The sequence below is a fragment of the Aquibium carbonis genome, assembly GCF_003970795.1.
GTDB lineage: Bacteria > Pseudomonadota > Alphaproteobacteria > Rhizobiales > Rhizobiaceae > Aquibium > Aquibium carbonis.
In genome coordinates this window covers 1-11,551 of record NZ_RWKW01000123.1, presented here as the reverse complement: position 1 = coordinate 11,551, position 11,551 = coordinate 1, and the positions used below count along the sequence as shown (strand labels likewise).

The following is an 11,551-nucleotide window of genomic DNA, read 5'->3' as shown; positions in this document are numbered from 1 at the left end:
CGACCGGGTTCGTGTCCGGGGTGATGTCCTGCCCGTGCAGGCAGAGCCCGGCCTCGAGCCGCAGCGAATCGCGCGCCGCGAGCCCGATCCAGGCCACAGCCTGGTCGGCGAGAAGCGTCTCGACCAGCGCGCGCGCGTCCGCCTCCGGCAGGCCGATCTCGAAGCCGTCCTCGCCGGTGTAGCCCGAGCGCGACAGGAACCAGTCTGCGCGCGGCTCGATGCCCTGCATGAAGACGAAGCCGTCGACGGGCAGGCCGGCGCGGAACGCCACCGCTTCGGCGGCCGGGCCTTGCAAGGCGAGAAAGACGCGGTCGAGCGGCTCGATGGTGACGTCGAGCCCTTCGGCGCGCGCCCTGAGTTCGGCTTCGTCCGCTTCCGCGTTGCCCGCATTGGCCACCACCATGAAGGCGTCCGGCCCGAGGCGGGTGACGATCAGGTCGTCGAGGATGCCGGCGTCCTCGTCGAGCAGCAGCGTGTATTTCGAGCGGTTCTGCGCGATCGCGGCAGGGTCGAGCGGGCAGGCGCGGGCGAGCGCCGTGCCGGCATCCGGGCCCGTCAGCCGGAACAGCTTCATGTGCGAGATGTCGAACAGCCCGGCCTGCTCGCGGGTGTGAAGATGCTCCTTCATCACGCCGAGCGGATAGGTGATCGGCATCGACCAGCCGGCGAAGCCGCCGAAGCGCGCACCCGCCTTCTCGTGCAGGTCACGAAGCGGCAGACCGCGAAGGGGGAAGGAGTTCAGCTCGTCCGGACCGGTCATGACTTCTCCAAAGGCGCACGTCCTCGACCGCCGCGAAGCGGTCCATTTCGTGCCCCTCTGTCTGAAGCCTGAGAGACTCGCGCGGCCGAGACCTGGCGGCTGCGCTTACACCTTCGGCGCGGGGTTGCCCCCGACTTTCCAGAGTGTCCTTCCGGCAAGCGGTTCTTTTGCCTGAGAGATTTCGGGCGATTTCCCCTTCGGCGACCCTTTCGGGCTCTCTCCCGCGAACCGGTGGGCGATTGAGCCCCGGACGAGTCGGACCCTAGCGCAGGGGATCGGCTTTGTCACGGGTGGGGGGGGCGAACCGAGTCTTTCGCTGCGACGCAGCCACAAAAAACGTCCGCACGGAGTGGGTAAGATGGTGGGCGCGACAGGGATTGAACCTGTGACCCTTCGCGTGTGAAGCGAATGCTCTCCCGCTGAGCTACGCGCCCGCCGGGGGCGTTGGCCGCCCCGGACAGTGGCGGCGATATACGTTCGGGTCCGGGGCAAAGTCAAGGACCGTCATGCCGTCGTTCGCACGACGTGTCGGCCGTCGCGTCTCAAGGCTTCGATGGTCTCGTATGGCGTCGCCCGCTAGCCCTGCGCCGCGCGTATCAGCCGCTCCGCCAGATCCGGCGTCAGTTCGTCGAGATGGTCGATGACGACGCTTGGTCCCAGGTCCTTCACCGGCACGTCGGAATAGCCGAATGTGACGGCGACGACGGGAATGCCGGCGTTGCGGGCGGTGTCGACGTCGGTGCGGGAATCGCCCACCATCAGCGCATGCCCGGGGTCGCCGCCGGCGCGCCGGATCGTCCCGGTCAGGTGGCGCGGGTCGGGCTTGCGGTAGGGGAAGGCGTCGGCGCCGCAGATCGAGGCGAAGCGTGGCAAAAGCCCCAGCGCGGCGATCAGCCTGTCGGCGAAGGCCTGCGGCTTGTTGGTGCAGATGGCGAGCCGCGCGCCGATCGAAGCGAAGCGGTCGAGCGCCGCCAGCGCGCCGTCGTAGGGTTTCGACACGCCGGGAATGGTGTCGGCATAATGGTCGAGGAACAGCGCCACCAGCCGGTCGGTGGTCTGCGGCGTCAGGAGGCGCCGCTCGAGCGAAAAGACGCGCTCGATCATCGCCCGCCCGCCATGGCCGGCATAGGGCCGCAGCCAGGCCGGGTCGACCGGGCGCATGCCTTCGTCGGCCAGCGCATGGTTGATCGAGGCGATCAGGTCGTCGGCGGTGTCGACCAGCGTGCCGTCGAGGTCGAAGACGATGGTCGGCGTGGTTCCCGGCATGCGCGTTGTCCGTCCGTGGTGGCCCGTCCTGCGGCGATAGGCTTTCGCGTGCGACGCCGCAAGCCACCTTCGCCCGGCGAGAAAGCCTTTGCCGTGCGGGCCAGAAATGATAGGAGCAGCCGCAAAATCACCGATGCGAGACGAGGGGAGGCCGACGGGTCGTTCATGGATGCCAGGCTGCTGAAGATCGAGGCCGCGCGCGCCGCGCTTTCCCATGTCGAGAGCGGCACGGTGATCGGCATCGGCACGGGATCGACCGCCGAGGAGTTCGTCCGGCTCCTGGCGGCGGCCGTGGCCGACGGCATGGCGATCACCGGCGTGCCGACGTCGGAGCGCACGGCCACGCTCTGCCGCGAGCTGGGCATTCCGCTGACCACGCTGGACGAGAGCCCCCATCTCGCCGTCACCATCGACGGCGCCGACGAGGTCGATCCGGACCTGGCGCTGATCAAGGGCGGCGGCGGCGCGCTGCTGCGGGAGAAGATCGTCGCCTCGGCGTCGGACCGCATGATCGTGATCGCGGACGAGACCAAGCTGGTCGGGTCGCTCGGCCGTTTTCCGCTGCCGATCGAGGTCAACCGGTTCGGTCTCGCGGCCACGCAGCGCGCCATCGCCGCGGCCGCGCGCGGGCTCGGCCTCGAGGACAGACTGGTGCTGCGGAAAGCCGGCGAAGAACCGTTCCTGACCGACGGCAGCCACTACATCATCGATGCATCTTTTGGCCTCATTCCCGATCCAAGAGCACTCTCGAATGCGCTCCATGCGATTCCAGGCGTGGTGGAGCACGGACTATTCCTCGATCTCGCGAGCATTGCGATCATTGCCGGGAAGACCGGCATCAAGACGCTCGCCGTCACCCGATAGAAGGGAGTTTTCTCGCATGATCCTCATCCCGACCGCGCGGCGTCTCATGACGGCCATCGCCATGGCGGCCTTCGTGGCCGGCGCATCCTCCGCCTATGCCCAGACGGTTTCCGACACCCACCTTCGGGCGGCGCGCGATGCGATCGCAGCCCTGAAGGCGACCGAGCAGTACGACAACATCCTGCTGGGCGCGGGCGCTGCGTTGAAGAACGAGCTGATCCAGAAGGACCCGCACCTGCAGGACCTCATCAACGAGATCGTCGACGAGAAGTCGCTGGAGTTCGCCAGCCGCCGCGGCGACCTCGAGCGCGAAGCCGCGCTGGCCTATGCCCGCAGCTTCTCCGAAGAGGACCTGAAGGCCATCGCCGCCTTCTACACCTCGTCGGCGGGCATGGCCCTGCTGGCGAACGGATCCAACATCATCCGCGAGGTGGCCCAGGCCGCCGAGATCTGGCAGCGCGGTCTCGCGCGCGATCTCGCGCAGGCGGTGGGCGAGGCGATCCAGGCGAGGGTGGCCGCGAACCCGGCTCCAGCACCCGCGCAGTAGCGCAACACGCCCTCAATTCACCGTGAGAGCCCGGCCCGCGCCGGGCTTTTTTTCGTCTCGATACCGGATCAGGGCCATTCTGTGCGTTTCGCGCCGGGCGGGCTTGTTCTATGGAGAAGCCGCGCCGGCGAGGGCGCGAACAGATCCAGCAGGCAGGACGGGAACCGGTGACATGGCGCAATTCGACTACGACCTCTTCGTCATCGGCGGCGGTTCGGGCGGGGTGCGCGCGGGCCGGCTGACGGCGTCGATGGGCAAGAAGGTCGGCATCGCCGAGGAGCATCGCTACGGCGGCACCTGCGTCATCCGCGGCTGCGTGCCCAAGAAGCTCTTGGTCTACGCCTCGCAGTTTCCCGAGCATTTCGAGGACGCGGCCGGCTATGGCTGGACGGTTCCGGAGGCCGCCTTCGACTGGCGAACGCTCCTGGCCAACAAGGACCTCGAGATCGCCCGGCTGGAAGGACTTTACCGTCGCGGGCTGGAAAATGCCGGCGCCGACCTGTTCGACTGCCGCGCCGAGCTGGTCGACCGCCACACGATCCGCCTCGTCGGGCAGGACCGCACCGTCACCGCCGACAAGATCCTGATCGCCACCGGCGGCCGGCCGAACCCGCATGCGGCGCTTCCCGGCCACGAGCTGTGCATTTCCTCCAACGAGGCCTTCTATCTCGACGACCTGCCGGATTCGATCGTGATCGCGGGGGGCGGCTACATCGCGGTCGAATTCGCCAACATCTTCCACGGTCTCGGCGTCAAGACCACGCTGGTCTATCGCGGCCGCGAAATTCTCGGACGCTTCGACATGGACCTCCGGCGCCAGCTGCACGACACCATGGAGAAGAAGGGCATCAGCATCCTCTGCCACACCATCTTCGAGAAGATCGAGAAGCGCGCCGACGGACGCCTCGACGCGCATCTCTCGGATGGCAGCGTGGTGGTGACAGACCATGTGATGCTGGCGCTCGGCCGCGACCCCAACACCGAGGGGCTCGGCCTCGAAGCCGCCGGCGTGGACCTCGGCCCGAGGGGCGAGATCCTGGTCGACGACTACTCCCGCACCAATGTCGACAACATCTATGCCGTCGGCGACGTGACCGACCGCGTCGCGCTGACGCCGGTGGCGATCCACGAGGCGATGTGCTTCGTGGAGACCGCGTTCAGGGACAATCCCACGGTGCCCGATCACGACTGCGTGGCGACCGCCGTGTTCTCGCAACCCGAGATCGGCACGGTCGGCCTGTCCGAGGACGATGCCGCGAAGCGCTATTCCGAGGTCGAGATCTACCGCGCCCTGTTCCGTCCGATGCGGCACACGCTGTCGGGTCGCGACGAGAAGATGCTGATGAAGCTGGTCGTCGACGGGCAGTCGAAGCGCGTGGTCGGCGCGCACATCCTCGGCCCCGACGCGGGCGAGATGGCGCAGCTGCTCGGCATCGCCGTCAAGGCGAAGCTGACCAAGGCCGACTTCGACCGCACCATGGCCGTCCACCCGAGCGCGGCCGAGGAACTCGTCACCATGTATCAGCCGTCCTACCGCCTGAAGGACGGCGAGAGGGTGGGCTGACGACGGCCGGGGCCGGGGAGGCTGGAGATGCCGGCGCCGGGCGACCTCGCCAACCTCCATGCGCGCGGCGAGATCGTCGCCTATTTCGGCTACGGCTCGTTGGTGAACCGTGCGACGCACCGCACCGCGATCCTGCATGCGGTGCCGGCGCGGCTGACGGGCTGGCGGCGGACATGGCGGCCGCGGCCGGACATGCCGGGCTTTCCCGCCGCGCTGCTCAGCATCCGGCCGGAGCCGCGGGCCGCCTGCGACGGGCTGATCGTCTTCGACCGGGCCGAAAACCTCGCCGCGGTCGATGCGCGGGAGGCGCGATACCAGCGCCTGACACTCGACATCGGCAGCGTGGAAACGGACTTGCCGCTGCCGGGCGGACTGCCGCTCCACGTCTACGTGGCGCAGACCGACGTTCCGCCGCATCCCGAGCCGCCCAAGATCCTGCGCTCCTATCTCGACGCGGTGCTGCAGGGCTTTCTCGCCGAGCATGGCGAGGCGGGGGTGCGCCGATTCCTCGAAGACACCGAGGGTTTCGGGACGCCGATCCACGACGACCGCGATCGACCGGTCTATCCGCGCGCCGTCGAGCTCAGCGGGCGCGAACAGGCGCTGTTCGAGACGCTGCTTGCCAAACCGCGGCAGCCGGACGCCGCGTCCTGAGCCGTTCGCAACCCGAACAGGGTAGAATCAGCCCCCTTGTTCCTGTATAGGACCGCATCCCGGGCGTACCGGGGGCGAAATCGCGAGATATCCGCGATCCATCATTGGGTGCTGTCATGTCGAAGAAGTGGTCACCGAATTCCTGGCGCAACCTGCCGATCAGCCAGGTCCCGGCTTTTCCGGATCCGGCTGCCGTGGTGGCCGTCGAAAAGCAGCTCGCAAGCTTTCCGCCGCTGGTTTTTGCAGGTGAGGCGCGCAAGCTGAAGAAGCAGCTCGCCACGGTCGCCGAGGGCAAGGCGTTCCTGCTTCAGGGCGGCGACTGCGCCGAGAGCTTCGCCGAACACGGCGCCGACAACATCCGCGACTTCTTCCGCGTGTTCCTGCAGATGTCGGTGGTGCTCACCTTCGCCGGCTCGCAGCCGGTGGTGAAGGTCGGCCGCATCGCCGGCCAGTTCGCCAAGCCGCGCTCGTCCGATTTCGAGACCAAGGACGGCGTGACGCTGCCCAGCTATCGCGGCGACATCATCAACGGCATCGAATTCGAGGAGAAGGCGCGGCTGCCCGATCCGGCGCGCCAGGAGATGGCCTATCGCCAGTCGGCGGCGACCCTCAACCTTCTGCGCGCCTTCGCGCAGGGCGGCTACGCGTCGCTGGAAAACGTGCACAAGTGGATGCTGGGCTTCGTTTCCGACAGCCCGCAGGCCGAGCGCTACGAGGCGCTGGCCAACCGCATCACCGAGACGATGGACTTCATGCGCGCCGTGGGCATCACCTCGGACACGCATTACGCGCTGCGCGAGACCGATTTCTACACCAGCCACGAGGCTCTGCTGCTCGGCTACGAGGAGGCACTGACCCGCGTCGATTCCACCTCCGGCGACTGGTACGCGACCTCGGGCCACATGATCTGGATCGGCGATCGCACGCGCCAGCCCGACCATGCGCATATCGAGTATTGCCGCGGCATCAAGAATCCGCTCGGCCTGAAATGCGGTCCCTCGCTGACCGCCGACGGGCTGTTGAACCTGATCGACCTGCTCAACCCGGACAACGAGCCCGGCCGCCTGACGCTGATCGCCCGTTTCGGGGCCGAGAAGGTGGGCGACCACCTGCCCGCGCTGGTGCGCGCCGTCGAGAAGGAAGGCCGCAAGGTCGTGTGGTCCTGCGATCCCATGCATGGCAACACCATCACCGCCGCCGGCTACAAGACGCGCCCCTTCGACCGGATCCTCAAGGAGGTGCAGAGCTTCTTCGACATCCACCGCGCCGAGGGAACGCATCCGGGCGGCATCCACATCGAGATGACGGGCAAGAACGTCACCGAATGCACGGGCGGCGCCCGCGCCATCCGCGACGACGAGTTGCAGGATCGCTACCACACGCATTGCGACCCGCGGCTCAACGCCGACCAGGCGATCGAGCTGGCGTTCCTGGTCAGCGAGCTGCTGAAGAACAGCAGCACCGGCGGCGCACGCAAGCAGGTGGTCAACGGCTGATACGCCGCTTTCGGCGACGCATCGACGGACGAGACGGGCCCGGCCTTCCAAGCGAAGCGCCGGGCCTTTCGTTTTGCCGGCTTTCGAGCGTCGAATTGCGGCTTGGCCGTTAACCGCGCATTTGCCTTGCTCGCGTCCGGTTTCCCCGAAGGTCAGCCATGGCAATCGGGTATTAAGCACCTTGGTGCGATGGTTGGCCCAGCAAGAACACGGGGAACCGAGTGGCGAGCAGGGCGACATTGTGGACGGTGCCACGTCTTTCGACGGAGCAGGTCCGGACGTGGTCCGGTTACCTGCTCGCGGCAAGCCTTTCCCTGTGGCTTTCGGGTGGCGCGGAGGCGCCGTCCGCCATCTGGCTGGCGAACGCGTTCGCCGTCGTCCAGTTCGCGCGGATGGGGTCGCGCGGCCTCGCTCCCTTTGCCTCCGTCCTTTCCGCCGCCTTGGTGTCGCTGCTGCTGTTCGGCATGCAGCCGCTGGCGGCGCTGGTGCTGGCGCTCACCCACGCCGCCCAGGTTTCCGCCACGGTCCGCGTGATGCGAATCTGGCTCGGCCCGGGCCTGCCCGATGCCCATTCGCCAGAACGCCAGATCCAGCTTTTCGCCATCGTGGCGCTGGCGATGCCGATGCTGTTCGGGCTGGCCGCCGGCCCGGCCGTCGCGCTGGCGGCCGGCTGGGACATCGTCGGCACGATCCACGAATTCATGACGGGACAGCTGCTGGGGGCAGCGATCACCATGCCGCTCGCCATCTGCGGCGGCATGGCCTTTGCGCGGCTCAAGGCGGACCGGGCCGCGCGCACCGCCTTCGCGCAGGCGGCGATCGGCCTTGCGGTGGCGAGCAGCATCGCCATGACGACGCTGTCCCATCCGCTCGCCCTGATCGGGCTCAGCCTCCTCGTCGTCGCCTTCGTGCGGCCGCTCGACGAGACCGGCGTCATCGCCTCGATCTGCGGCGTGCTCGCCGTGACCATCGCTTCTTTCGGGCTGGTGCCGGGCTTTCCCTCGGTGGGCGCTCCCTTTCCGCCGCGCCTGCAGCCGTCGCTGTCGCTGGCCCTCGTCGTGCCGCTCTTCTTCGCCATCGTCCGCGCCCGCGCGGCTCTCGACCGCCGGGGCCGCGAGGAGAGCGACGCCGTCTTCCGGCGTTCGATGGAGGATTCGGCGGTCGGCATGGCCATCACCGACGTCCGGGGCAACATCCAGAAGGTCAACAAGGCTTTGGCCGACATGCTGGGCTATTCGATCGAGGAACTCGATGGCCGGGTGCTCGCCGATTTCGTTCACGACGAGGACCGTCCCATCGCCATCGGACAGACGCGCAAGGCGATCAAGGAGCGGCAGACCGCCGCGCGCATCGAGAAGCGCTACCTGCGCAAGGACGGCAGCCATCTGTGGGGGCAGGGCTCCATTTCCGCCGTCTTCGACGCGCAGACGGACAGGGCCACCCACCTCATCTGCCACATCGAGAACATCGACGAGCGTCGCCGGTCGATGGAGGCGGTCGCGGAGGCCGAAAGTCGCTGGAACTTCGCGCTGACGAGCGCCCGGCAGGGCGTGTGGGAGTTCGACCTGCGCAAGAACAAGGTCTACCACTCCGCCATCTGGATGGAGATGCTGGGCTATGGCGAGGAAGAACTCGACGATGCCGCCGACCAGTGGCTGGAACTGATCCATCCCGACGACCTGCAGATCGCAATCGGCATGGATCGCGCCAATGGCGAAAGCTCGCAGGCCTTCTTCGAGGCGGAGTTCCGGATGCGCCACAAGGACGGGCACTGGGTCTGGGTGCTGGACCGCGGCAAGGTGATCGAACGCGACCGGGACGGCTCGATCGTGCGGGCGATCGGCACGCACACCGACATCAGCCGGCAGAAGGAAGCGCAGGAACGCCTGACCGAATCGGCGCGGGCGCTGCAGGCCGAGAAGGACCGCCTGCGCGTGATGCTGCGCTCGATCGGCGACGCGGTCATCTGCACCGACGGCAATGGCTGCATCGCGTTCATGAATCCCGTTGCCGAGGCTTTGACCGGCCACAGGCTGGAGACGGCGATCGGCATGCCGCTCGACCGGGTTCACGCGCCGCTGGACGAGGAAACCCGGCTGCCGATCCCCACCAGCTTCCGGGGCGCGCGCGTCGAGAGCGATTCCGTCCAGCACCGTGCGATGCTCCTGCGCCCGGACGGCACGCGCAGCTTCATCCGGCAGGTGGCATCGCCGATCCTCTCGGCGGAGGGCGACTACGAGGGAACGGTGATCGTCTTCCAGGACGTCTCGGACGCGCGGGCCCTCCAGCGCCAGCTCGCGCATGCGGCAAGCCACGATTCGCTGACCGGGCTCGCCAACCGGGCGCGGTTCATGGATGCGCTGGAAGAGCTGACCTCCGGCCAGGACCGGCTGTTCGGCGACGAGAACCACCTGCTGTTCATCGATCTCGACCGGTTCAAGCTCGTCAACGACACCGCCGGCCACGTCGCGGGCGACGCGCTCCTGAAGCGCATCGCCTCGGCCATGCAGGACTGCGTGCGCGCCACCGACATCGTGGCGCGTCTGGGCGGCGACGAATTCGCCGTCATCCTGCGCGGCTGCAGGCTGTCGGAGGCCGAGGCCATCGCCCGGCTGGTGGTCGAGGCGATCGGGCGGCTCGCCTTCGACTGGGAAGGACAGGAGCACCGGGTGGGCGCCTCCGTCGGCATCGCCGCCATCACCATCGGCCTGGAGCCGGCCGAGATCGTGGCCGACGCCGACAAGGGCTGCTATGCCGCCAAAGCCCAGGGGCGAGGGACCGTACGCGTCCATTCGCGCGAGACCGAGCCGTTGCCGCTCAGCGCGTGAGGGCGGGCTCTCGGGAGCGCATCCGGTAAACGTCCTTCTTCGACGCGTTCGTCTTTATCGAACGATGAGTCTCGGCTTCGCATGCTGCCCAAAAGCGCCTCGCGGCCTTATGTTGGCGGCAAGGAGATTGCCGATGTCCACGCTTCCCTCGCTCTTCATCTCGCATGGCGGACCCAACATCGTTCTCGACGACATGCCGGCGCGGCATTTCCTCGAGGGCCTGTCGTCGCTGGTGGCGCGGCCGAAGGCCATCATCATCATGTCGGCGCATTTCGAAACGCATGGCGTGACGGTGGTGACCGATCCGAAGCCGGAGATGATCTACGATTTCGGCGGCTTCTCGCCCGAACTCTACCGCATGGTCTATGCGGCGCCCGGCGAGCCGCAACTGGCCGAGCGCGTCATCGCGCTGCTCGAGAAGGCGGGCCTGTCGCCCTCGCGGCTCGGCCGGCGCGGCTACGACCATGGCACCTGGACGCCGCTGAAGCTCGCCTTTCCGAAAGGCGACATCCCCGTGGTGCAGATTTCGATCGACCCGAACCGGGACGCACGCTGGCACCATGGCATCGGCCGGGCACTGGCGCCGTTGCGCGAGGAGGGCATTCTCCTGATCGGGTCGGGCCACATCACGCACAATCTGCGCGCCGTCATCGGGGCCATGCGCTCGGGCGGCAGCGTGCCGCCGGCGCTCGGCGCCCGGTTCGACGCCTTCGTCGACTGGTTCGCCGACAAGATGGCGAAGAACGACGTCGAGGCGCTGCTCGACTGGCGCGAGCGCGCGCCCTTCGTGGCCGACAACCACCCGACCGACGAGCACCTGATGCCGATCTTCTTCGCCCTGGGCGCTGCCGGCGACGGCGGTCATGGCGAGCGCGTCCACGCCTCGCGCGAGATGGGCTTCTTCGCCTACGACTCCTACGTCTTCCATTGAGGTCGGTATCGTCGGCGAAACCGGGGCTCGTTCGCGTGCCTTCTTTCGCCGTGACCCTGAGGTCCTATATACGGCCCGCGAAAGGACCTTCGACATGACCGACAGACCCGAGTTCGACCTGACCCTGCGTTCCGGCCTGCCGGCCGATTTGCGGTTCCTGGTGGACAGATATCCGCGCGGCGACTGGAGCGGGCACGACAATCTCCAGGGCATGGCGTCCTTCTGGCTGCAGCGCCACGACATGTTCCGCGAGGTCGGCGCCATGCTGACCGCCGGCATCGGCGACTACCGCGAGGGCCGGACGACCGCGCCGGAGTTCGCGCAATGGTTCGCGCCGCGGCTGAACTTCTTCCTCGGCAATCTCGACGGGCATCACAAGGTCGAGGACCAGCACTATTTTCCGGTCTTCGCGCAGGCGGAGGCGCGGCTCAAGCGCGGCTTCGACATCCTCGACGCCGACCACCACCAGATCCACGACGCGCTGGCGCTCAATGCCGAGACGGCGAACTTCTTCCTGCGCGCGCTGCGCGAGAGCGAGGACCGCCAGCGCTTCGCGGCGGACGCCTATGCCGACGCCAACCAGTCGCTGGTGGCGATGCTGGCGCGCCATCTCGACGACGAGGAAGACCTGATCATCCCGC

General features: G+C 67.8%; 10 protein-coding genes, 1 tRNA gene and 1 riboswitch. Of the genes, 8 read left to right on the top strand and 3 right to left on the bottom strand.

Going from position 1 to position 11,551, the window contains the following annotated elements:
• The 3 genes from EJC49_RS23795 to gph form a co-directional block, all read right to left on the bottom strand.
• A partial coding sequence (locus EJC49_RS23795) for an aminomethyltransferase family protein (protein ID WP_126702420.1) occupies positions 1–760 on the bottom strand: 760 nt, incomplete at its 3' end.
• A gap of 149 nt (positions 761–909) precedes the next feature.
• Positions 910–994: riboswitch (glycine riboswitch) on the bottom strand.
• A 125-nt stretch (positions 995–1,119) separates the two neighbouring features.
• A tRNA-Val gene (locus tag EJC49_RS23790) sits at positions 1,120–1,194 on the bottom strand.
• 142 nt (positions 1,195–1,336) lie between these two features.
• Positions 1,337–2,026: a phosphoglycolate phosphatase gene (gph, locus tag EJC49_RS23785; protein ID WP_126702419.1), complete on the bottom strand. Its 690-nt coding sequence runs from the start codon at positions 2,024–2,026 to the stop codon at positions 1,337–1,339.
• A gap of 165 nt (positions 2,027–2,191) precedes the next feature.
• On the opposite strand from gph, the gene rpiA reads away from it, so the two are divergent.
• The 8 genes from rpiA to EJC49_RS23745 all read left to right on the top strand — a co-directional run.
• Entirely contained in the window at positions 2,192–2,890 is a 699-nt protein-coding gene (gene rpiA, locus EJC49_RS23780; protein WP_126702418.1) for a ribose-5-phosphate isomerase RpiA, read from the top strand.
• A 16-nt stretch (positions 2,891–2,906) separates the two neighbouring features.
• A complete protein-coding gene (locus EJC49_RS23775) occupies positions 2,907–3,437 on the top strand; it encodes a DUF2059 domain-containing protein (protein ID WP_126702417.1) in 531 nt (176 codons plus the stop codon).
• Positions 3,438–3,609: 172 nt separating this feature from the next.
• Positions 3,610–5,001 carry a glutathione-disulfide reductase gene (gene gor / locus EJC49_RS23770; protein WP_126702416.1) on the top strand — a complete coding sequence of 464 codons (1,392 nt, stop codon included), beginning with the start codon at positions 3,610–3,612 and terminating at the stop codon, positions 4,999–5,001.
• Positions 5,002–5,028: 27 nt separating this feature from the next.
• The gene (locus EJC49_RS23765; RefSeq protein WP_126702415.1) at positions 5,029–5,655 is read left to right on the top strand and encodes a gamma-glutamylcyclotransferase family protein; all 627 of its coding nucleotides are present in this window, start codon (positions 5,029–5,031) and stop codon (positions 5,653–5,655) included.
• Between the two features lie 116 nt (positions 5,656–5,771).
• Positions 5,772–7,151, top strand: coding sequence for a class II 3-deoxy-7-phosphoheptulonate synthase (locus EJC49_RS23760; RefSeq protein WP_126702414.1), 1,380 nt, complete (start codon positions 5,772–5,774; stop codon positions 7,149–7,151).
• Positions 7,152–7,399: 248 nt separating this feature from the next.
• Positions 7,400–9,979, top strand: a complete 2,580-nt coding sequence (locus EJC49_RS23755; protein WP_126702413.1) for a PAS domain S-box protein — start codon at positions 7,400–7,402, stop codon at positions 9,977–9,979.
• A 133-nt stretch (positions 9,980–10,112) separates the two neighbouring features.
• Positions 10,113–10,910 (top strand): DODA-type extradiol aromatic ring-opening family dioxygenase, encoded by a 798-nt coding sequence (locus EJC49_RS23750; RefSeq protein ID WP_126702412.1) that lies wholly within the window; start codon positions 10,113–10,115, stop codon positions 10,908–10,910.
• A gap of 94 nt (positions 10,911–11,004) precedes the next feature.
• The coding region (locus tag EJC49_RS23745; RefSeq protein ID WP_126702411.1) for a hemerythrin domain-containing protein at positions 11,005–11,551 on the top strand (547 nt) is incomplete at its 3' end.